The 20,203-nt window shown below is 60.4% G+C and carries 21 protein-coding genes; 9 read left to right on the forward strand and 12 right to left on the reverse strand.

Annotated elements, in window-relative coordinates; genetic code table 11:
• Nucleotides 1-84 precede the first annotated feature (84 nt).
• The 6 genes from HFO71_RS07990 (at nucleotide 85) to HFO71_RS08015 (ending at nucleotide 5,832) form a co-directional block, all read left to right on the forward strand.
• Nucleotides 85-909, forward strand: a complete 825-nt coding sequence (locus tag HFO71_RS07990; protein ID WP_221987788.1) for a class I fructose-bisphosphate aldolase — start codon at nucleotides 85-87, stop codon at nucleotides 907-909.
• Between the two features lie 22 nt (nucleotides 910-931).
• Entirely contained in the window at nucleotides 932-2,086 is a 1,155-nt protein-coding gene (locus HFO71_RS07995) for a Gfo/Idh/MocA family protein (protein ID WP_221987789.1), read from the forward strand.
• The gene (locus tag HFO71_RS08000; RefSeq protein ID WP_221987790.1) at nucleotides 2,086-2,757 is read left to right on the forward strand and encodes a D-lyxose/D-mannose family sugar isomerase; all 672 of its coding nucleotides are present in this window, start codon (nucleotides 2,086-2,088) and stop codon (nucleotides 2,755-2,757) included. Before HFO71_RS07995 ends, HFO71_RS08000 begins: the two co-directional genes overlap by 1 nt.
• Nucleotides 2,757-3,815 (forward strand): carbohydrate kinase family protein, encoded by a 1,059-nt coding sequence (locus tag HFO71_RS08005; protein WP_221987791.1) that lies wholly within the window; start codon nucleotides 2,757-2,759, stop codon nucleotides 3,813-3,815. The genes HFO71_RS08000 and HFO71_RS08005 overlap by 1 nt, the downstream gene beginning before the upstream one ends.
• A 135-nt stretch (nucleotides 3,816-3,950) precedes the next feature.
• Nucleotides 3,951-4,739, forward strand: coding sequence for an L-iditol 2-dehydrogenase (locus tag HFO71_RS08010; protein ID WP_221987792.1), 789 nt, complete (start codon nucleotides 3,951-3,953; stop codon nucleotides 4,737-4,739).
• A gap of 82 nt (nucleotides 4,740-4,821) precedes the next feature.
• Nucleotides 4,822-5,832 (forward strand): zinc-dependent alcohol dehydrogenase family protein, encoded by a 1,011-nt coding sequence (locus tag HFO71_RS08015; protein WP_221987793.1) that lies wholly within the window; start codon nucleotides 4,822-4,824, stop codon nucleotides 5,830-5,832.
• 15 nt (nucleotides 5,833-5,847) lie between these two features.
• Here HFO71_RS08015 and HFO71_RS08020 read toward each other — a convergent pair whose 3' ends face one another.
• The 11 genes from HFO71_RS08020 to HFO71_RS08070 all read right to left on the reverse strand — a co-directional run bounded on the left by HFO71_RS08020 (nucleotide 5,848) and on the right by HFO71_RS08070 (nucleotide 15,419).
• A complete protein-coding gene (locus tag HFO71_RS08020) occupies nucleotides 5,848-6,870 on the reverse strand; it encodes a LacI family DNA-binding transcriptional regulator (protein ID WP_221987794.1) in 1,023 nt (340 codons plus the stop codon).
• 176 nt (nucleotides 6,871-7,046) lie between these two features.
• Nucleotides 7,047-7,907 (reverse strand): Pnap_2097 family protein, encoded by an 861-nt coding sequence (locus HFO71_RS08025; protein ID WP_221987796.1) that lies wholly within the window; start codon nucleotides 7,905-7,907, stop codon nucleotides 7,047-7,049.
• A 2-nt stretch (nucleotides 7,908-7,909) separates the two neighbouring features.
• Nucleotides 7,910-9,184, reverse strand: a complete 1,275-nt coding sequence (locus HFO71_RS08030; protein ID WP_221987798.1) for an MSMEG_0569 family flavin-dependent oxidoreductase — start codon at nucleotides 9,182-9,184, stop codon at nucleotides 7,910-7,912.
• An 11-nt stretch (nucleotides 9,185-9,195) separates the two neighbouring features.
• Nucleotides 9,196-9,483 (reverse strand): MSMEG_0570 family nitrogen starvation response protein, encoded by a 288-nt coding sequence (locus tag HFO71_RS08035; RefSeq protein WP_221987800.1) that lies wholly within the window; start codon nucleotides 9,481-9,483, stop codon nucleotides 9,196-9,198.
• The gene (locus HFO71_RS08040; RefSeq protein ID WP_221987801.1) at nucleotides 9,476-10,645 is read right to left on the reverse strand and encodes an MSMEG_0565 family glycosyltransferase; all 1,170 of its coding nucleotides are present in this window, start codon (nucleotides 10,643-10,645) and stop codon (nucleotides 9,476-9,478) included. Before HFO71_RS08040 ends, HFO71_RS08035 begins: the two co-directional genes overlap by 8 nt.
• Complete coding sequence (locus tag HFO71_RS08045) at nucleotides 10,642-11,616, reverse strand: sll0787 family AIR synthase-like protein (RefSeq protein WP_221987803.1); 975 nt, start codon at nucleotides 11,614-11,616, stop codon at nucleotides 10,642-10,644. Before HFO71_RS08045 ends, HFO71_RS08040 begins: the two co-directional genes overlap by 4 nt.
• A gap of 2 nt (nucleotides 11,617-11,618) precedes the next feature.
• Nucleotides 11,619-12,161 carry an MSMEG_0567/Sll0786 family nitrogen starvation N-acetyltransferase gene (locus HFO71_RS08050; RefSeq protein WP_221987805.1) on the reverse strand — a complete coding sequence of 181 codons (543 nt, stop codon included), beginning with the start codon at nucleotides 12,159-12,161 and terminating at the stop codon, nucleotides 11,619-11,621.
• Complete coding sequence (locus tag HFO71_RS08055) at nucleotides 12,158-13,276, reverse strand: MSMEG_0568 family radical SAM protein (RefSeq protein ID WP_221987807.1); 1,119 nt, start codon at nucleotides 13,274-13,276, stop codon at nucleotides 12,158-12,160. Before HFO71_RS08055 ends, HFO71_RS08050 begins: the two co-directional genes overlap by 4 nt.
• Nucleotides 13,203-14,249, reverse strand: coding sequence for a Nit6803 family nitrilase (locus HFO71_RS08060; RefSeq protein ID WP_221987808.1), 1,047 nt, complete (start codon nucleotides 14,247-14,249; stop codon nucleotides 13,203-13,205). The genes HFO71_RS08055 and HFO71_RS08060 overlap by 74 nt, the downstream gene beginning before the upstream one ends.
• Nucleotides 14,250-14,326: 77 nt before the next feature.
• On the reverse strand, nucleotides 14,327-14,809 hold the full coding sequence (locus HFO71_RS08065) for an MSMEG_0572/Sll0783 family nitrogen starvation response protein (protein ID WP_168256627.1): 483 nt from the start codon (nucleotides 14,807-14,809) through the stop codon (nucleotides 14,327-14,329).
• 394 nt (nucleotides 14,810-15,203) lie between these two features.
• The gene (locus tag HFO71_RS08070; protein ID WP_221987810.1) at nucleotides 15,204-15,419 is read right to left on the reverse strand and encodes a hypothetical protein; all 216 of its coding nucleotides are present in this window, start codon (nucleotides 15,417-15,419) and stop codon (nucleotides 15,204-15,206) included.
• 74 nt (nucleotides 15,420-15,493) lie between these two features.
• On the opposite strand from HFO71_RS08070, the gene HFO71_RS08075 reads away from it, so the two are divergent.
• Nucleotides 15,494-16,144: an esterase/lipase family protein gene (locus tag HFO71_RS08075; protein WP_221987813.1), complete on the forward strand. Its 651-nt coding sequence runs from the start codon at nucleotides 15,494-15,496 to the stop codon at nucleotides 16,142-16,144.
• A 74-nt stretch (nucleotides 16,145-16,218) separates the two neighbouring features.
• On the forward strand, nucleotides 16,219-17,364 hold the full coding sequence (locus tag HFO71_RS08080; RefSeq protein ID WP_221953996.1) for a right-handed parallel beta-helix repeat-containing protein: 1,146 nt from the start codon (nucleotides 16,219-16,221) through the stop codon (nucleotides 17,362-17,364).
• A 44-nt stretch (nucleotides 17,365-17,408) separates the two neighbouring features.
• Here the strand turns inward: HFO71_RS08080 and HFO71_RS08085 are convergent, their stop codons facing one another.
• Nucleotides 17,409-18,743: an O-antigen ligase family protein gene (locus HFO71_RS08085; RefSeq protein WP_221953995.1), complete on the reverse strand. Its 1,335-nt coding sequence runs from the start codon at nucleotides 18,741-18,743 to the stop codon at nucleotides 17,409-17,411.
• Between the two features lie 535 nt (nucleotides 18,744-19,278).
• Here HFO71_RS08085 and ku point away from each other — a divergent pair.
• On the forward strand, nucleotides 19,279-20,085 hold the full coding sequence (gene ku / locus HFO71_RS08090; protein WP_221987816.1) for a non-homologous end joining protein Ku: 807 nt from the start codon (nucleotides 19,279-19,281) through the stop codon (nucleotides 20,083-20,085).
• The last annotated feature ends 118 nt before the right edge of the window (nucleotides 20,086-20,203 follow it).

Genomic DNA, 20,203 nt, shown 5'->3' on the forward strand with positions numbered 1-20,203 from the left:
GGAAACGTTACCACATTACCTTGACTCGCATTCCTGCTGCGTTTATCCAAATGTGGAAACGTTACCATATTGGGAGGAGGTTTGATGAAATCCGCGCGATTGAACCGACTTTTCGGCGTGTCTGGAAATTGTTTTGACGTTGCTATCGATCACGGCATGTTCAATGAACGAACCTTCCTTTCCGGCATCGAGAACATGAAGACGGCGATCGAGGTGATCGCGGATGCGGCGCCGGATGCCATTCAGCTTCCGCCGGGGACGGCACCCCTTCTGCAGGCTATTCCCGGCAAACATCGCCCGGCACTGGTGCTGCGCACCGACATCGCCAACATCTATGGCAATCCCCTGCCGTCTCAGCTGTTTTCCGAAATGATCGACAGGGCGGTGGAACAGGGCGTTGCGTTGGATGCCGCCTGTGTCGTCGTCAATCTTTTGATGCTGCCGGACCAGCCGAAAGTCTACCGCGCCTGCGTGCGCAATGTGAACAGCCTGAAACGCGAATGCGAGATCTACGGCATGCCGCTGATGGTCGAGCCGCTCGTCATGCAGGACAATTCCAAGGGCGCCTATATGGTCGACGGCGCGATCGACAAGATCCTGCCGCTTGTGCGCCAGGCGGCCGAACTCGGCGCCGATATCATCAAGGCCGACCCCTGCGACAATGTCGAGGAATATCACCGCGTGGTCGAAATCGCCCAAGGCCTGCCGGTGCTCGTGCGCGGCGGCGGTCGCGTTTCGGATCAGGAAATCCTGATCCGCACCAAGCAGTTGATGGAGCAGGGCGCCCGTGGCATCGTCTATGGCCGCAACGTCATCCAGCATCAAAATCCCGCCGGTATGACGCGGGCCTTGATGGCAATCGTCCATGACAAGGCTTCCGTCGAGCAAGCCTTGCTGCATATTGGCTGACGCGCGTCTGGGAGGAGATGTCATGACGAAAATATTCCGCTTCGGCGTCATCGGTTGCGGTCTGATGGGGCGCGAGTTCGCGAGTGCTGCGGCGCGCTGGCTGCATCTGGCCGATGTGAAGGCGCGACCGGAAATCGTCGCCGTCTGTGACACCAACGCGACGCTGCTCGACTGGTTCAGGGATCATGTGCCGACCGTTCGGCAGTTCACCGCCGATTATAAGGAGCTTCTGGCCAATCCCGAGATCGATGCGGTCTATTGCGCTGTCCCGCATGTGCTGCACCAGCAATTCTACATCGACATCCTGGAGGCCGGAAAACATCTTCTCGGCGAAAAGCCCTTCGGCATGGACGCCGCGCAGAACCGGGAGATCATGGCGGTTCTCGCCGAGCATCCCGAGCTCCTAGTCCGCTGTTCGTCGGAAATGCCTTTCTTCCCCGGCGCGCAGAAAGTCATCGCGCTCGCAAAAAGCGGCGAGATGGGGGATATAATCGAAGTCGAGGCGGGTTTCCTGCACTCTTCGGATATCGACCGGCAGAAGCCGATCAACTGGAAGCGCATGGCCGATCTCAATGGCGACTATGGCTGCATGGGTGATCTCGGCATGCATGTGCTGCACGTGCCGCTGCGTCTCGGCTGGCGCCCGACCACCCTGCATGCGCAATTGGTCAAGAAGGTCACCGAACGTCCTGACGGCAAGAGCGGCATGCTGCCCTGCACCACCTGGGACAATGCCACGATCAGCAGCCGCGTGCGCACCGGCGATCAGGATTTCCCGATGGTGCTGAAAACCTGGCGCATCGCGCCCGGCGAATCCAACACCTGGTACATCCGCATTCTGGGCATGAAGAAGAGCGCGTTCTTCAGCACGAAGTCGCCGCGCCAATGGCAGTGGATGGACTATAATGGCGGTGTGCAGGCTTGGAGCACCGAGGATCTCGGCTATGGCTCGCTGTTTCCAGCCATAACAGGCAAGATCTTCGAATTCGGTTTTGCCGACGCCATACAGCAGATGTGGGCGGCCTTCGTCGATGAGCTTGCCGGCGGCAATGCCAACGGTTTCGGCTGCGCGACCCCGGCGGAGGCGCAGGCGCATCATGCGGTCCTGACGGCAGCCCTCAAATCCGGCCGCGAGGACGTCGTGGTGCCGGTCGACTATGACGGGGCATCCGCCTGATGAAGCGCTCCGAGATCAACGCCGCGTTGCTGCAGGCAACCGAGACTCTCGAGCGTTGGCACTGGTCCCTGCCGGCATGGGGCTCTTGGACGGCGGCCGATTTTGCCGCTCATCCCGAGGCATCGGCCTATTTGCGCGCTCATCAGCTGGGGTGGGATGTCACCGACTTCGGCTCGGACCGCTTCGCCGAATGCGGTCTGGTGTTGTTCTGCCTGCGCAATGGCATCGTTGATATCAGGGGTGAACGGACCTATGCCGAAAAGCTGCTCTTCGTCGAGGAAGGGCAGCTCACGCCGACGCACCGTCATGCGGCGAAGATGGAAGACATCATCAATCGCGCCGGCGGCGATCTCGTCATCGAATTCGCCGCAACCGATGCCGATGGCAATGTGCTGACGGAGGATGTGACGGTGCCGGTAGACGGGCTACCGCACCGGCTCGCGGCACGGGAGCCGCTGGTTCTCCGGCCGGGCCAGAGCGTGACGATCCGCACCGGGCTTTACCACCGCTTCTACGGCAGGAAAGATGGCGGACCTGTCCTTGTCGGCGAGGTCAGCCAGGTCAACGACGACAATAGCGACAATTTCTTTCTGGAGCCGATCGCGCGCTTTGCCGCGATCAAGGAAGACGAGCCGCCGCTGAGACCTCTGTGGAACGAAGGAGTCAGCTGATGCGAGCCGGGGAGGAGGTTCACGATCGCGACAGTCAAAAGCAGGGCGGCATCGTTTGCGCGGGAAACTTCATCGTCGATCGCGTCCACACCCTGTCCTATTGGCCCGAACAGGGCAATCTCGCGCATATCCTGCACCAGGATCTGGGCGTGGGGGGCGGGGCGGCCAACGTCGTCACCGATCTGGCCTCGCTCGGATTTCCGGGAAAGCTGGCGGCAGCAGGATGCATCGGCGCCGATCAGGACGGAGAGATCGTCAAGGCCCGTCTTGCGGTTGCCGGCGTCGATGTCGGGGGGCTCACCGCGCTTGCCGACCGGGTGACGGCGCATACGCATGTCATGAATGTGCCCGGCCAGAACCGGACCTTCTTCTATCATGGTGGCGCCAACGATGCCGTCACGGACAAGCTTGTCTCACCCGTGGTCTTCGCCACGGCCGGCTACGGGCTGTTCTATCTCGGTTATCTCATGCTGTTGCCGGGTCTCGACCGCATTGACCCTGACGGCCGTTCGGGAGCATCGCGCCTGCTGGAAGCGGCGCGGCGCGCCGGCCTGACGACCTGCGTGGATTTCGTATCGAGCGAAGACCCGGAATTTGCGGCCAAGGTCGGCGTCGCTCTGCCCTTCTGCGATTTCCTGATCATCAACGAGATGGAGGCGGGGCGGGCAACCGGCGTTATCGTTCGCGATGCGAAGGGAGATTTGATCGAGGCGGGGCTTTTGGAAGCGGGCGAGCGCCTGCTTGCGGCGGGCGTCGCCAAGGGCGCGATCATCCATGCGCCGGAAACCTGCTTCTGGTTTTCGCCCGACGCTTCTCCGATCATGACGCGTTCACGACCCGTCGATCCCGATGACATCGTCAGTACCGTCGGCGCAGGAGACGCTTTCTGCGCCGCCGTGCTCTACGGCCTGCATGAGAACTGGCCGGTCGAGCATATCTGCGCCGTCGCCCATGCCGCAGCTGCGCGTTGCCTCAAGGGGGCGACGGCCACCGATGGCATCCCCGACATGTCTGTCCTTATTCGCGAGGCGAAGGAGACGAACCCGGAATCCGCTTAGCCCATTGGCGCGGCCTCAGGAGGGCGGCTCCGATTATCGTTCAGTCAAAAGGGGAGGAGCAAACATGAAGCTATTCATTATGGCAGCCGCGCACGGCGCCTTTGCCGATTTAGGCGCGACCGGGGAGGCAGTGCGATGACCCATACGGAAACGGCGCGGCTCTCCGGCAAGGTGGCATTGGTTACAGGAGGAGCGAGCGGCATCGGCAAGGCGGTCTGCGAACGCTTTGCCGCCGAAGGCGCCAGGGTTGTCGTGGCGGACCTCGACGGTGAACGATGCGCACGGGTCGCCGAAGCGATCGGCCCGCAGGCCTGGGGTGTGGCGCTTGACGTGACCAGCCAGGACAGCATCGAAGAAGCTGTACGCTTCACCATCGCCACCGCCGGTCAGACCGACATCCTGGTCAACGCCGCAGGCATTTACGACGTCGAGTCCATCCTGGAAATATCCCGGGAACGGACCGCTAGGGTATTTCAGGTCAATATCGAAGGCCTGATCTTCATGACGCAGGCCGTTGCCCGGCACATGGTGGAGAGAGGGGAAGGTGGACGCATCATCAACTTCTCGTCCCAGGCTGGGCGCCGGGGCGAAGGACCGGCCGTGGCTTACTGCGCTTCCAAGGCGGCCGTCATCAGCATCACCCAAAGCTGCGCTCTTGAGCTGATCCGTTACGGGATCAACGTCAACGCCATCGCTCCCGGCGTCGTCGATACGCCGATGTGGGACGTCGTCGATTCAAAACTCGGCAGCCGGGAAGGTTTGAAACCCGGCGACGTCAAGCGCCGCGTGGCCGCCGCCGTGCCCGCCGGACGATTTGGCGCCCCCCAAGAACAAGCTGCCATGGCCGCCTTCCTGGCCGGGCCCGATGCAGCATATATCGTGGCGCAGTGCTACAATGTCGATGGCGGCAATGTCATGAGCTGAGCGCTTGAGCCGTGCCCGGGATGGTCGATGCCGCGGGGCGGACGTGTGATCAGCACAATCACTTGTGCTCTGGAGGAGTGGAATGAGAGCTGTACGTTTAGAGTCGATCGGGTCTTTGACCATGCGCATCGTCGAGAAGCCGGTTGCCGGGCCGGGCGAGCTGCTTGTCCGGGTTGCAGTGGCCGGCGTCTGCGGTTCCGATCGCCACATGTACAAGGGTGAGTATCCGACGGCTATCCCCGTGACGCTGGGCCACGAATTCTGCGGCATAGTCGAAGCGATCGGCGATACCGTTACCCGCTTTACCGGTGATGAGCTTGTGACGGTGGACCCGAATATTGCCTGCGGCACCTGTCGGGCTTGCACGCAGGCGCGGCCGAACTTGTGCGAGAGCTTGACTGCCATCGGTGTGACACGGGATGGCGGCTTTGCCGAATATGTGGCGGTGCCACAGGCCCAGGCCTTCGTCCTGCCGGCTGACGTCGATCCCGTTCACGGCGCCTTCAGTGAACCGCTGGCCTGCTGTATCCACGCCATCGACAAGGCAAAGATCCGTCCGGGCGACAGCGTCGCTATCCTCGGCGGGGGAGTGATCGGCCTGCTCATGGTGCAACTGGCCCGCCTGGCTGGGGCAGGCGAGATTATTTTGATCACGCGGCAGCAATCGAGACGCCAAACCGCTCTGCGCCTGGGGGCGACGCACGCCTTCGACCCGGCCGGTTCAGACACAATCGCTTCCGTTCGAGAGGTCACCAAAGGCGGTGCCGACGTGGTCATCGAGTGCGCCGGCGTCAGCGACACGCTTCAAAACGGGCTGAAAATGGCGCGGCGCGGTGGCACTTTTGTGCTTTTCGGGGTGACGCCGGCGGGTGTCGAGGTGCCGGTTCTGCCCTTCGATCTGCTGGTCAACGAAGTCGATATCAGGCCGGCCTACCTCAACCCTTTCACTCATTCGCGTGCTGCGGCAATGGTCGCGAGCGGGGTGTTGGAACTGGACGCATTGGTCACCAAAACCATAGGTCTCGAGGAGGTCGCCGAGGTGGTGGGCAGCGCGCCATTGCCAGGCGAGATCAAGGTCATCGTCCGGCCCTAGCTTCGGGGTCCGACCTCAGTTGCGGACGAGACCGGTGGAATCGCGCTCGATCAGCGTGACCGGCACTTTTACGATCGCGCCTTGCCGAGATTCGTCTCCCGTGTGGTGCTCGTCGATCAGCGCTTCCAGCAGCCGTGCTGCCTGCCGCCCGACGTCGCGGATCGGCTGTGCGACCGTTGTCAGCCGTGGAAAGACGTAGGCTGCCTCCGGCAGGTCGTCGAAGCCTACGACCGAATAGTCGCTCGGAACGGAAAATCCGCGATCCAGGATGGCATGGATTGCCGCAATCGCCGAAACGTCGGTCGTGCCGATGATCGCGGTGACCTCAGGTCGAGACGCCAGCAGCTCCCGCGCCAGCCGGTAGGTCTCTGCAAAGCTGTGCTCTTCGGCCATCGCCACGATGGCGGGCGCGATGGCGTCTTTCGCCATCTCGGCCGTGATGCCTTGCAGGCGAAGCTGGATCGGCTGGCTGTGGGCCGGCGCGCCGACGATGGCGATTGCCCGATGGCCGAGATCGATCAGATGGCGCGCCATCAGCCGTCCGCCTTCCTCGTGATCGGCCATGACAGCATCGTCGGCAATGCCGCTCAGCTCGCGGTCAATGGCGATGATCGGAATGCGAGCGTCCCGTAGCACCCCGAAATGCTCGATGCTGCCGAAGGCGCTTGCCACGATAACGCCATCGACGCGCTGGGCGAGCAGCATGGAAATATAGCGCACCTCATGGTCCATATTTTCCGCCGTGCTGCAGATCAGCGTCTGATAGCCGTGCTGGAACAATTCCTGTTCGATCGCATGGGCCAGGATGCCGAAGAAAGGCACTTCAATCGACGGCAGCATCAGTCCGATCATCCGGCTTGGTGCGCCGCGCAGCATACGGGCACCCTTGCTCGGCGTGTAGTTCAGCGTTCGGATAGCCGCCTCGACGCGATCCCTGAGCTCAGGCGAGGCGTAACCGCTGTTGTTGAGCACGCGCGAGACCGAAGAGACTGACGTTCCTGCAAGTTTAGCGATATGTCGGATGCTGGTCACGTGCACGCATTTCTTTCTCTACAGCGCCGCGCGTCTGTTCAAAGGCGCAAAGGGCACTAGCACAGGAGCGGTCGAACATTCATGAGACGGGCTGCTGAAGTTCACCTTCATTTCATCGTCCAATAGATCACTAGCGGGACGCCGCATCAAGCGCGCCGCTGGTGCGGACTCCCGTCCATGCCTTAGCGAAGACACGTCCACATACCGAATACTTTGGCGATCACCTTCCCATTTTCGCGTCGTAGTTGCCCATGGGCAGCTTGTTGTTCGTCAGAAAAATCAAGGAGGTCGAAGAAAACGCTTTCATTTCGTTCGATATTTCCGAGGAAGAAAACGTCTTTTCGGACGACTGGCCCTTTGCGGGGAAACCAATTTTCCAGGGCGCGATCGGCCAATGCCTGATACTCGGCAAAGTAAAACAGGCCTGCGCCGTTGAACTCCTGCGAGGCGCTGGGATTAAACTGAAAGGTTCTGAGCGCTTTGTTGGCGAGGACCGGAAACCCGAAATGCGTTCCCAACCGCCCATTCCGAATGTCTGCAGCCTTCTCAGCCAGACGGCTGGGCTGGAAACGCTCTCCCTGCGGTCCAGGCAACGTCACACGGGCTATCGAGTGATTGTTGTCTTTGATCGTTCTGTGAACGAAGGTTGAGATGAGTTCGACCGCGCCGACGCTTCCTCCGTGGACGGACAACTCGTGTCGGGTCGACGTCCGGGTTCGCGAGACTGCGGACAGTATCGAGTGGATGCTCAAAATGTCGTTCGCCTGCACCACGTCGAAACCTGCATCCGTCAGCGACGTTGTACAGATCGCGGCATAGGCCTCCTCTCCATCGGCCGTTCTGAAATCCGCATTGTCGAGCCCGAGATGACAGGCAAGCATCAGCCAGTGACGATGGCCGAGTTCCTTCATCAGCCAGGTCTCGGACAGCCCGTTTCCATTCAAATGCGGCATGCCCAGCAGTATATGCGGATTAAGGGCACGTTCCATCAGGTCGCGTGCCGAAAGTCCTGCGGGCGGAAAATCGAGAAGGGCCGCGCTCATGATCAGGCGCTGACCGATTGCTTGAGAGACGATGTCTGTGCCGAACGTCGAGCCGCAAGATGCCCGACCACATGTTCGGCATCCCTGCCGACGCCGAGGAACCGGCCCGAGCCCCAGGTCCAGAGCCAGGGAAGTCCCAGCACGTAGACGCCGTCGACGGCAGTGACGCCGCGGCGATGAACGGGATAGGCATTGCCGTCGAAGATCGGCAGACCGACGAAGGACCAATCCGGGTTGAATCCCGTGGCCCAGATGACCGAGGTGATCCCCTCCGCCTTCAGGTCGAGTTCGGCAATCTCCGCCTCGGGCTCCCAGACAGGGACATAGGGGGATCCAGCCGGAGCATCGATGCCTTTTTCGGCGATATGCCGGTCAATCAGGGCATTGATGCCGTTATAGACACGGTCGGCGCCGTCGAGATTGGCCTTCAGGTTCGGCTCGAACAGCATCCGGCCGGCGGCGATGCCGGACATGCGGCCGTATAGCGCCATGCCCTCCAGTGCGAACTTGCGCAGATCGATATCGCGTCCGCCGTCGCGTCCTGTCAAGTAATGGTTGGTGTCGTGCTTCTTCTTCGTCATGCCATCATGTTCGACCGTGATGTCGTATTGGCCGATATCGGAAAGCCAGTCGACCACATCGCGGCCGCGATAGAACCGGGCGCAACGCGGCGCGTTGCCGGTGACGAGATGCACCTTGCGGCCGGCAAGATGCAGATCCTCTGCAATCTGGCAGCCGGACTGGCCGGAGCCGACCACGATGACGCCGCCATCCGGCAGTTGATCGGCATTGCGATAGGCGGCGGTGTGGATCTGCATGATGTCCTCGGGCAGGCGCTCGGCAGCACGCGGAATGGCCGGACCCGCATAGAGGCTGGTGGCGATCACCACGGCATCGGCGGTCACTGCACCAGCCGAGGTCTCGAGCCGGAAGAGGCCGCCATGCTTTTCGAGCGACGTCACGCTGGTTTGCTCGAGGACCGGCGCCTCGACCTTCTTCACGAAGCGATCGACATAGGCGAGAATCTCGTCCTTGACCATGAAGCTGTGCGGATCCGTGCCGTCATAAGGATGGTCGGGAAGCTGGCATTGCCAGTTCGGCGTCACCAGGCAGAAGGCGTCCCAGCGTTCGTTCTTCCACTTATGCGCAACGGTCTTCTTCTCGAAGACCACGTGATCGATGCCCTGCCTCTTCAGATAGTGAGAGGCCGAGAGCCCGGCCTGGCCGCCGCCGACGACAACCGCACTGTAATGGCTCTTGAGGGATGGTGTGGTCATGATGGGTCCTTTCAAAGGATGAAGCTTTCGCAGCGGACTTCGGCCTCTGCGTCGGTGAGATAGGGAGTGGCGGCCTGTTCGATGCGCGACAGCTGGCCGAGCGCCAGCGAGCAGGGATAGCCGTATTTCGCCTTGACCCTGTCGCTGGCGATGGTCAGTGCCGTGCGGCTGCGATCGAGAAAGTCGGACAACGGATAGTTTTGGCCCTCGGCGAAATAGTCCTTGATGACCAGGGAGGGCGAGTAACAGGTCTCCCTGCGGCCATCCGGCCAGGCAATGACGAACCGCATTTCAGGCATGGTCGGGCTCCAGCAGCGTGTGATAGCGGGCAAGATGGGCTGTTGCGGTTTGCTGCCAGCCATGGCGGGCTGCCACCGCGAGACCACGGGGAATGATCTGCTCGCGGATCGGTGCGACCAGCGCCAGCGCCATGCCTTCGGCAATCGAGACCGGATGATGCGGATCGCACCAGATCGCATCGCCGGGACCCAGGTATTCGGTGAAGGGCGCAATCGAGGATGTCACGACCGGAATGCCGCTGGCCATGGCTTCCAGAACGACGAGGCCGAAGCCTTCCTTGAGCGAAGGGAACACCAGCGCATCCGCCAGCCGGTAGAGGCTCGGCATGTCGGCATCCGCGATCGCGCCGGTGATATGCACCGCCGCGGCGTCCCGCCCGAGGCAGGCGAGGCAAGAACGGAACTCCTCCTGATAGTCGCCATGGTCCAGGAGAGAGACGCCGCCGGCAATGACAAGCTGGGCATCCGGCCGAATGGCGCGGACCTGGCGAAAGGCTTCGAGAATACCAAGGGTGTTCTTTCGCGCCTCGATGCCGCCAATACTGAGGAAGATCGGCCCGCTTCCGAGCTGCAGTCTGTCGCGCAGAGCGACCTGTTCCCCGCTCCAGGCAGGCGAGAAGCGGTTGGTGTCGACGCCATTGCCGACCACTGTCGCCTCGATGCCGCGCCCGTCTCTCAGCCTGCCCTGCCAGAGGCGGCTGACGGCGAAGAAGATATCGGCGGCATCGATCGCGCGATCCTGCAAAGCCATCAGGCGCGGATCGGCGAACTGGTCGATGTGGTGGACAGTGCGGGCAAAATTCGGGATCAGGCCCTCCAGCTTGAGCGTCGCCAGCGCATTGCCGGAAATGCCGTCATGGGCGTGAAAGAGGTCGAAGCCATCGGTTCCCCTTCTCCGGAAATAGTCGACATAATCTGCAATCCGCTGCTCGACCATTTGCGTCATGTCGGCGGGTGCCGGCGGCACGGCAATGCAGGCCGTGCCGCAGGAGGGTTGGCGAAAGAAGCCCGTCCCTTTGGCATCCGGCGCGTGCAGGACCACTTCATGGCCAAGCGAGGTCAGCGCTTCCGAAAGCTGCATGGCATGAACCACGCCGCCACGCGGATTGGTGGAATGGGTCAGCATGGCAATGCGGAGCGTTCGGTGCGGCGGGAGGCTCATGCTGCGACATCCTGTCGGCCGAGCTGCAGCAGGGGTGTTTCGGCATGATTGCGCACCACTGCACGGCTCTCGCCGTCGACCAGCGCGACTTCGGCGCCGGCTACGACCGCGCCGATGACCGCAGCGCTGATGCCGCGCGCGGTGAAGCGGCTGACGACATCGGCCACATGTTGCGGCGCGACGGAGAGCAGGTAGCCGAAGCTCGGAAAGCTGACGAGCCAGCGATCGAGGCTGACACCGGCGGGCAGGGGAATGGCGGTGACGTCGATATCGATGCCGACATGCGAACATTCGGCCAGCATGATGGCCGTGCCGACGATGCCGCCTTGGCTGATATCCTTCGCAGACTGAGCCAGCGCGGCCTCGGCGATCTCGGGCAGCAATTCGAGGTCGCCGCGCAGGCGTGCCGGCGCGGCATCGGTGGCGGCTTCCCAGTTATTGAAAGGTTCGTGGTATCGGCCGCGATGGTCGATGGCTGCAACCAGCACATCGCCGGGTTTCGCGTCGAAGCTCGTCAGCAGCTTGTTGGCGCGACCGAGAATGGCGACCGACAACTGGCCGCGGTCGCTGCGGATATTGGTATGGCCGCCGACGATCGGTACGCCAAAGGCGCTGGATGCCGCCCGCATGCCTTCCAGAATGGGTGTCGCGCCTGCCTCGCCATTGGCCCAGACGGCATCGACCACGGCGATCGGCCGGCCGCCCATGGCAACGACGTCGGAGATATTGACCATGACGCCGCACCAGCCGGCGAACCAGGGGTCGGCGGCGACGAACTCGTTCATGAAGCCTTCAATGGCAAAGAGCAGATAGCCGTCGCCGTCGGGCAGCGCGGCGCAATCGTCGCCGACGGCAATCTGCTGCCCCTGAAGGCCGAGCCTTGCCGCGATCGTGCCGATATCTTGCTTGGCGGCGATGCCGCTGCTGGTCGAGAGTTTTGCCGCCAGGGCCTTGATGTCGATCGCCGCCATTCTCACGCCGCCTTTCTGGAAAGGGCGGTGAAGCCTGCCTCGGGTGTGGCGCAGGGCGGATAGTAGGCAAGGTCGGCCTTCATCCTGAGATGCGGCTTGCCATAGACCTCGAACTCCTCGATCACATCCCAGTGCAGCCTGCGGAACAGCAGACCGTTCTGCACCTGCACATTGGCGAGGAATGTGTGGCATCCGATCGCATTGGCGGAGGACACGGCAAGCTTGATCAGGGTCGCCCCCAGGGCGCCGATCTTGCGGAAATCCTGATGGACCGCCAGCCGCGAGCCCCACCAGAGGCCGGGTTCGGCCTGATGGATGCGCACCGTTCCGACCAGCTGGTCGGCGGCAATGCCGAGCATGGAGAGAGCAACGATCGGGATGGCGTGATCGTCGATCGCGTCGCGATCATCGCCCTCGAAGATCTGCTGTTCCTCGCAGAAGACGGCACGGCGCAGCGCGTGCGCTTGGCTGCGTTCCCAGGCGGAGGTCGCGAACTTCACCTGGAACTCGCTCGAGCGATAGGGAGCAAAGGTTTCGAACATCATTTGGTGAGCATCCTTTCATAGGTGGAAAGGGCGGAGCAGGCGCCGCATTTGCCGCAGCCGGCCTTGATGTCGACGGCCTTCAAGCCGCTGGTGACCAGCATCCTGGACAAGGGCCCGAGGATCGAGTGCATGAAGTCGGGCCTCGGTGCCGGATGGCTTTCGAGCGGCGTGCCGGAGATCGGCACGAAGGGCACGACGAAGGGATAGACGCCGAGCGTAACCAGCTTTTCGCAGATGTCCAGAATGGCTTCACGGCTGTCGCCGAGCCCCGCCAGGATATAGGTCGAGACCTGGCCGCGCCCGAAGACCTCCACTGCGGCCTTGAATGAGGCCATGTATTTGGCGATCGAGACCTGCGCCTTGCCCGGCATGATGCGGGCACGCACCTCCGGCGTAACGGCCTCCAGATGCATGCCGAGGGCATCGACGCCGGCCTCCTTCATGCGGGTGAACCATATATCGTCTTCCGGCGGCTCGCATTGCGCCTGGATGGGAATGTTGACGGCCGCCTTGATGGCGCGGGCGCTGTCGGCGAGGATCGCAGCGCCGCGGTCGTCGCCCTTCGGCGTGCCGGTGGTCATCACCATATGCTTGACGCCGTCCAGTTCGACGGCGGCCTTGGCGACTTCCGCGAGCTGCTTTGGCGTCTTGTGGGCGATGGTGCGGCCGGCGGCCAGCGATTGGCCGATGGCGCAGAACTGACAGGTCTTGGTGCGGCTCTGATAGCGGATGCAGGTCTGCAGCACGGTCGTGGCCAGCACGTCCTTGCCGTGCAGAACGGCGATCTGCGAATAAGGAATGCCGTCGGCGGTCGAGCGCTCGTAGAAGCGTGGGCGCAGGGGAAAGGAGACCTCGCCCAGCACCGTGCCATCCCGGCTGATACGGCTGCGGCCCATATCGTCCGGCTTTTCCACCAGATAGGGGCTCTCGAACGCCGGTGCGGTGTGAACCGGCACCATCACCGTCATGCCGTCAATGGTCAGTGCCTTATGGTCGGAAGGTCCGGCACCACCGCGGCGGCTTTCATGTCCGGCCTTGGGATCAATGAGCCGGGCTCCGTAGGACTGCAATTCGTTGATCAGAATCTCGGTCGGCAGACGTGTCGTATTCTCCATCGGAAAGGGTCCTTGCTTCGGCTGTGGGGAGGGATGGCTGGGTGGGGGTGACCATCGGCGCAGTGGCGCGGCCATCCATGACAAGATGCAGCAGCTCGGGTCGGGCATAATGGCCGACCGAATCCATCATCCGCTTGCGTTTGATAATCAGGCTCATGTCGAGATCGGCGATCAGGATGCCTTCGCCTTCCGTCAGCGGCGGCACGACGTGTTTGCCTTCGGGTGAGATGATCGCGGTCATGCAGCCGCCGCGCAGGGCCTTCTGCAGGCCCGCGTCGGAGGTGATGGAGGCGATCTGCCCGTCGGTCAGCCAGCCTGTGGCATTGACCACGAAGCAACCGCTTTCCAGCGCATGGTGGCGGATGGTGACTTCCATCTGGTCGGCAAAAATCGGCCCGACCATCGAGCCTGGAAACTGGGCGATATGAATGTCCTCGTGCTGCGCCATCAGGGCGTAGCGGGCCAGAGGATTGTAATGCTCCCAGCAGGCCAGCGCCCCAAGGCGTCCGACGGCGCTGTCGACCACCTTCAGGCCGGAGGCGTCGCCCTGGCCCCAGATCATCCGCTCGTGAAAGGTCGGGGTGATCTTGCGACGCTTGAGGATGAGCGTGCCATCGGCATCAAACAGCAGCTGGGCATTATAGAGCGATCCGTGGTCACGCTCGTTGACGCCAAGCGCCACGACGATGCCATGCTCGCGGGCGGCTGCCGAGACGGCATCGGTGGCAGCGCTCGGCACCGTGACGGCTTCGTCGTAAAGTCGCACGTGCTCCTTGCCGGAGAGAACAGGCGGCAGCACGAAAGAAAAATAGGGGTACCAGGGGACGAAGGTTTCGGGAAAGACGATCAGCTCGGCGCCTTTGGCCGACGCTTCGCGAATTGCATCCAGCACGCGGGCCAGTGTTTTCTCGCGCGAGGTCAGATCCGGCGCGATCTGCGCGGCGGCAACCCGGACGCTCGGTTTTTTCTCCATGACGAAATCCTCGATTGACGGGTGGGGAGGCGGAGCGCCAAGGCTCCGCCCCTTATTCTTCGGAGCGCGCCTGGTGCTTAGAGCGTCCACGTATCAAGGATGAAGGCGCCGTCGCGGCGATGGATCAGGATCAGGTCGAGAACGTCGAGCGGACTGATCGGCGTGATGCCGGGTATCAGCGCGCCTTCGCCATGGCCGTAAAGCGCCTGAAGGGCAAAACGGCAGGCATAGACCTTGCCGCCCTCCTCCATGAACTTGACGATCTGGTTGTTGAAATTCAGATGGCCGGGAAAGGCCTCCGCGCCGAGCGTCGGAAAACCGCGCTGGACGCCGAGCGTCACGCCTGGGCCGTAGAGAAGGATCGAGGTCTCGAAACCCTTCCGCTTCAGGCGCGTCGCCTGCAACAGGTTGACAAATCCGATCGATCCTTCGAAGGCCACGGTATGGAAGGTGACGAGGGCTTTTTCGCCTTCGCCGGCCTGCACGTCCTCGAAAACCTTGTCCTCGTAATCGACAAGAAAGTCGCCTTTTTGATTGGCTGGCTTGGTCACTGGGGGCATGGATGGCTCCTTGATTGAAATCCGATCCCCTTCCGGGGAGCATCCATCCAATTGCAAGCGTCATGCCACATTGATTATGCATAAATAGCAGTCAAATCTACCAATAATGCATTCAATTATGCGATCAAGTACGAGAGTTAAAGTTTTAAAGCTGATTTTCTGGGCGATCGAATGCAAAAAACGAATGCATGAAAGCTCAAAACACATGCATTCAATTGATCGTCAATCAGTGTGAGGATACATATGAGCCGCTTTCGAGCGCTGGGTTTGGGGAAGCTCTTCGAGGTTGCCGCCGCTTCTGGTGCTGATCACATGGCCATGGATGCGAGAGAGAGCCCTGCATCAAGATGTCTTGCCGCATCAAATAGGAAAATTCTAACTATATCGAATGCAATCAATCAATGTATTTGAATGTATTGTGAGGGCTGTTCGGGCGCCAACGGAATAAGCCGCCAATTCCGTCGGCGGAAGAGCGGAGGCTGGCCTGCGCCTCTCCTGCGTCGAAAGGGAATGCTTGGATTTCGTTCTCACCGATCACGGCCGTGTCGTTCTTAGCTTCGCGCACGTGCGCGCCGGAACGAAACTGTTCGGATGTCTGGCTGTTCGGCATTGAATCGACACGCTTCACCTTGAGAGCTACAGGATAGAGCCTGATCGATAGCAGCCCCGTCAAGCGGACACATGATGAACGACACAGTCCTCCTTTTTCACGGCATTGCCCGGACGAAGAAAAGCATGGCAAAGCTCGCCGGCTTCCTGTCCGGCCACGGTTATCGGGTTGTGAATGTCGGTTACCCCTCCACCAGGTTTTCGATCGGCGACCTCGTCGACATCATCCGACCTGAGATCGACGGCGCTGCGAAGGAGGCAGGCGACGGTCGGGTCCATTTCGTCGGTTATTCGATGGGCGGGCTGATTGTCCGCGCTTTTCTCAGGAACTATCGCCCAGCCAACCTGGGGAGAGTTGTGATGGTCGGAACGCCGAACAACGGCAGTCAGATTGCCGATTTCCTCAAAAACTGGCCCTTATACAGGAAGGTCTATGGACCGGCAGGACAGCAGCTGATTACCGATCAAACCGCAATGACCGAGCTGTTTGGCACTGCGGATTATGAACTTGGCATCATCGCCGGAAACCGGACCATCGACCCGGTCTCTTCGCTTATCATCGGCCTCAGCGTTCCGAATGATGGGAAGGTTTCGGTGGAGAGCACCCGTCTCGACGGCACGTCGGCGCATATCGTCATTCCGGCAAACCACACTTTCTTGCCCGTCAACAAGGTGATGTGGAGCCAGACCCTGTCGTTTTTGAAAGATGGGCAGTTTACAAGCTGAATTTCCAAATATTCAAACATCCGCCACATGCCCTCTGCTTAATTCCCCGCGGCACCGGTATCGAAGGAAATGTAATGACCGCCATCCTGCGAAAGAAAGTTCACGGCGCGTCTACACGCGGACAGGTCATCGATGGTGCGCCCGATGTCGGCGTCGCCTATCAGGTGTTTTCCGATACGGTGATCGAAGACGTTATCGTCAAGAATTCTCCACGAGGCTTCAAATTTCACAATGGCAGGAATCTCACCGTCAGGCGCTGTGAAACGGAGAATGTGAACGGCGACGGCATCTACCTGACGAAGACGACGCACGTGTTGCTGGAGAATAATCGCATCGGCGCGGCGCCAGGCGAGGGAGCAGACTGCTGCCAGTTCGCCTATCAAAACAGCGACGACAATATCAGCTCCGATATCGTGATCCGCGGCAACCTCTTCCTGCAGTCGCCGGCGAGCGCATCGAACAAGGGCGCGCTGGTCTGCGACAAAACGCGAAAATACCTGGTCGAGTACAATTTTATCGGCGGCAAGAATTTCTCCTTTTCGTCGATCGGGGATGACGCCGTGGTGCGCAGCAACATCATGCGCGATGGCAGGATGAATGATTATTCCTTCGGCTACGGCGTAGGCGACAAGGCCGACCACGCCGGCCATCACATTTATGATAACTGGATCGAGAACACCAATCGTGGCGTCAGCCTGAGCGGCTTTTCGGATAAGGAGCTGGCATTTCGCAAAGACATCGATATCCACGATAACGTCATTAGCCAATGCGACATCGCGTTCTTCGCAAACCGTCGGTGGTCCGGCAGCCTTCGGCGCAACATATTCTTGCGGTGCGAACAGGACATCGTTCTCGAGAGAAACGGCAGAGCGACTGCGGGTGATATCGATGGCAACTACCGCAACGATGGCAGCTTTCTGAATGTCACCCCGCCGCCGCTTCGCTTCAAGCCCGATGGCAACGCTTCCGTTGCCTCCGGCGAATGGACATCCGAGCCCGACGAAATCCGCATCCAGTGGCGTAACAAGGGCATCGATATCCCAGGCGCCAACCGGCCCTCGATCGCGGTCGAGCCTGGCATGGAATTGTCATGCGTCTTGCTGGCCCGCAAGGCGCAGAATTGGATGCTGGCGATCGCCGAGACTGCCTATGACGATTTCACGCCGCGCGCATGGCAGGAACACATGCTGCCTTGGCGCAAGCGCTATCTCTCGATTTAATCGGCGATTGCCCGGCCTTGCTTAAGGCCGATGGCGCATTCCCTTCAAGTTTTGCGTAATATTCGGTTTGTCCGCAATTTCGGTCGCAGCTCTGAGAGCGCGATGACCATGTGTGGCCAGAGAATGAAAGGCGCAAGCATCATACCCGCCTCGGTCATGGCCCCAAGCATGATGAGGATGATGATGACAATCTCCTTTCGTCTGGCGCCGGATTCTGCCGGGTCGGGTTCGACGATTGTCATCTTCCTGAACAGGCGGGTCAGCAAGAACAACGCCCACGCCGTGATGCCGGGAATGCCGATGTTTAACGCTAGCTCAAGATAGGTGTTGTGGGTCGAGCGCGCATCGAAGGTGACCTTGACATATTCTTCCATGACCTGGGGCTGTCGGAACATCGCAAAGCCATAACCCGTCAGCGGCCTATCCCATATCAAGGGCAATAGCTGTTCCCAGATGTTGGTGCGCCCTGAGAAGGTAATGTCCTTGCCGAATGCTTCTGCAACGGCCGAGGCCACTCCTAGATAAACGAAGCTGGCGCCAAATCCCACGATCACAAACAGCAGGAAGACCACGAATGAACGGAAAAGGCGGTTCGGGTAGATGTGAATTATACGGACCCCGTACAGCATGACACTGCCGAACATCGTCAGGACAACAGCTGTCGAGGACCTTGTAGCCACGATCAGGGCGAGAAGGCAAAGCATGGCAGCCCAGCGGATAAGGGTACTGTAACGAAGCGGCCCGAGCTTCTCCGTCGACAACAGGCAGACAAAGCTGACCGAGCAAAACTGTCCCAACGTGTTCTTGTGATAAAAAGCACCCTTGACCATGCCTGCGTAGCTGCCACGCATGATGGCGAATTGGGGGAAAGCCGCTGTGTAGAGAACGTTTATAAATGCCGCTGCTATCGCAAAACGCCCAAGTATCCGGAATGCTTCGACATTGCCGTAGCGGGCACGGTACAGAAGGGGTGGGATTGCGAGAACAATGACCGCAGCCAATCCTTTTAAGGACGCTGCCTTGTCGATCGAGAAGACGATTGATGTCAGGCAGGAAATGCTGACAACTACGATGAACGGCGAGATCCTCGAGAACACACGCAGGAACTGCCGCTGCTCTAACAGAAAGTATAAGCCCGACAAAGGGATGAGGCTGTAAAGCAGCAGTTTCATCGGAAGCGGATCGACCGATGCCCCGTCTTCGAAGTTTGCGGGAAGGCCGTACCACATGCTCGTGGCTCGCCACAGAGCAGCATAAAATGCTATCGTAAGAACAAGTTTTGCCAGGACGTCGCGTCTGACGCGCCATCGGGGTACGGACCGCCGGTGGTAGCCCGGTGGATAGTAGTTTCTTGCCGAAGCTGCATCTTCTATCGTCATTGAAGGCTCTTATAAATTAAACTGGGAGAAACCCGGTTGTGCGTCGTCGAACGAATGGGAGCTTCGATCGAACGGTGCTGAGAAGCGATTTTTTCATCCTTCGGATTCTGCTTGCTGGAAGTGAATTCGTCTGGCAGTTTCGATAACTTTATCACTGGCTTGCGAACTGCCCGCTCCGACGGGCGACACAGCCATGGTAGGCTTTTCCCAATGACTTCAACAGCTTATTGCCTCAAGCAGTACGTCCCATCGCCACGCCGGGCGACTTTAAGCGATCTTACTCCTTGAATCCAGTCGCTAAAGACATTCCATGATGTCGCGCCGGATGCCGTTCGTTCATCCGGTACAAAAACTGTGGCCATGATGATTTCCCCATCTATCTCTGCCCCAAGAGGAAGACGCCTTATAGGCTGAGTTCCAAACTGCTGGACCACGCCGGCATTATCTAATCTGCAAATCCCTCCATTCTCGGAACCGAAACGCGCGATCCGCCGTTGATTGCCATGCCCAACCGTGTCCGGGAGACAGGACAGACATGGCACGTCAGACATTCTGGAAAGGTTATCTCAAGCTATCGCTCGTCACCGCCGCCGTCTCGCTGACGCCGGCGACGACCGAAAGCAACAAGGTCCGTTTCCACGTCCTCAATCGCCAGACCAAGAACCGCGTCGAAAGCCACTATGTCGACAGCATCACCCACAAGCCGGTGCCCGAGCGGGACCAGGTGAAGGGCTATCCGCGCGGCGAGGACGACTATGTGCTTCTCGAGGACGAGGAGATCGAGCAGGTCGGGCTCGAAAGCACCCGCACCATCGAGATCGACAGTTTCGTGCCGCGCGGCTCGATCGATTGGATCTGGTACGACAAACCGCATTTTCTGGCGCCCGAGGACAAAGTGGGGGTGGAAGCCTTCTGCGTCATCCGCGAGGCGATGAAGGCAAATGACGTCGTCGGCATCGCCCGCCTTGTTCTCTATCGCCGCGAGCGTGCGGTGCTGCTGGAACCGCTGGGCAAAGGTATCGTTCTCTGGACCCTGCGCTATGGGGACGAGGTGCGTGATCCCGTGGCCGAACTCGACAGCAAGGCCGAGATCGACAGCAAGCTGCTGACGCTGATGACGCAACTGGTGAAGGAAGAGACGAAGAATTGGATCCCGGCCATGGTGCAGGATCCGATCCAGAAACGCCTGAAGTCGATGATCCGCGGCAAGCAGAAGAGCCTGAAGAAGGCGGCGCCCGTGCAAAAACCTGCACCGGTGAAATCGACCGGCAACGTCATCAATATCATGGATGCGCTGAAAAAGAGCCTGGCGGCCGAAGGCGGCCAGAAGCCGCGCCAATGAAAAAGTGGCCAGCGATTTTGGGAAACGACATACATAAATCAAAGACTTAAAGCGCATCGCGGGAATCCACTTTGACGCGCTTCAGGTCCAGCCGGCTTCGCCGGCGCGATTAACCGAT

The sequence above is a fragment of the Rhizobium laguerreae genome, from assembly GCF_019778565.1.
In the GTDB taxonomy this organism is placed as follows: domain Bacteria; phylum Pseudomonadota; class Alphaproteobacteria; order Rhizobiales; family Rhizobiaceae; genus Rhizobium; species Rhizobium laguerreae.

Coding starts and splice junctions, on each gene's coding strand:
- HFO71_RS07990 (WP_221987788.1), top strand. CDS start 85: ATGAAATCCGCGCGATTGAACCGACTTTTCGGCGTGTCTGGAAATTGT.
- HFO71_RS08080 (WP_221953996.1), top strand. CDS start 16,219: ATGACCGCCATCCTGCGAAAGAAAGTTCACGGCGCGTCTACACGCGGA.
- HFO71_RS08000 (WP_221987790.1), top strand. CDS start 2,086: ATGAAGCGCTCCGAGATCAACGCCGCGTTGCTGCAGGCAACCGAGACT.
- HFO71_RS08065 (WP_168256627.1), bottom strand. CDS start 14,809: ATGCCCCCAGTGACCAAGCCAGCCAATCAAAAAGGCGACTTTCTTGTC.
- ku (WP_221987816.1), top strand. CDS start 19,279: ATGGCACGTCAGACATTCTGGAAAGGTTATCTCAAGCTATCGCTCGTC.
- HFO71_RS07995 (WP_221987789.1), top strand. CDS start 932: ATGACGAAAATATTCCGCTTCGGCGTCATCGGTTGCGGTCTGATGGGG.
- HFO71_RS08055 (WP_221987807.1), bottom strand. CDS start 13,276: ATGGAGAATACGACACGTCTGCCGACCGAGATTCTGATCAACGAATTG.
- HFO71_RS08045 (WP_221987803.1), bottom strand. CDS start 11,616: ATGGCGGCGATCGACATCAAGGCCCTGGCGGCAAAACTCTCGACCAGC.
- HFO71_RS08025 (WP_221987796.1), bottom strand. CDS start 7,907: ATGAGCGCGGCCCTTCTCGATTTTCCGCCCGCAGGACTTTCGGCACGC.
- HFO71_RS08085 (WP_221953995.1), bottom strand. CDS start 18,743: ATGACGATAGAAGATGCAGCTTCGGCAAGAAACTACTATCCACCGGGC.
- HFO71_RS08050 (WP_221987805.1), bottom strand. CDS start 12,161: ATGATGTTCGAAACCTTTGCTCCCTATCGCTCGAGCGAGTTCCAGGTG.
- HFO71_RS08060 (WP_221987808.1), bottom strand. CDS start 14,249: ATGGAGAAAAAACCGAGCGTCCGGGTTGCCGCCGCGCAGATCGCGCCG.
- HFO71_RS08015 (WP_221987793.1), top strand. CDS start 4,822: ATGAGAGCTGTACGTTTAGAGTCGATCGGGTCTTTGACCATGCGCATC.
- HFO71_RS08010 (WP_221987792.1), top strand. CDS start 3,951: ATGACCCATACGGAAACGGCGCGGCTCTCCGGCAAGGTGGCATTGGTT.
- HFO71_RS08005 (WP_221987791.1), top strand. CDS start 2,757: ATGCGAGCCGGGGAGGAGGTTCACGATCGCGACAGTCAAAAGCAGGGC.
- HFO71_RS08035 (WP_221987800.1), bottom strand. CDS start 9,483: ATGCCTGAAATGCGGTTCGTCATTGCCTGGCCGGATGGCCGCAGGGAG.
- HFO71_RS08070 (WP_221987810.1), bottom strand. CDS start 15,419: ATGCCGAACAGCCAGACATCCGAACAGTTTCGTTCCGGCGCGCACGTG.
- HFO71_RS08030 (WP_221987798.1), bottom strand. CDS start 9,184: ATGACCACACCATCCCTCAAGAGCCATTACAGTGCGGTTGTCGTCGGC.
- HFO71_RS08040 (WP_221987801.1), bottom strand. CDS start 10,645: ATGAGCCTCCCGCCGCACCGAACGCTCCGCATTGCCATGCTGACCCAT.
- HFO71_RS08075 (WP_221987813.1), top strand. CDS start 15,494: ATGAACGACACAGTCCTCCTTTTTCACGGCATTGCCCGGACGAAGAAA.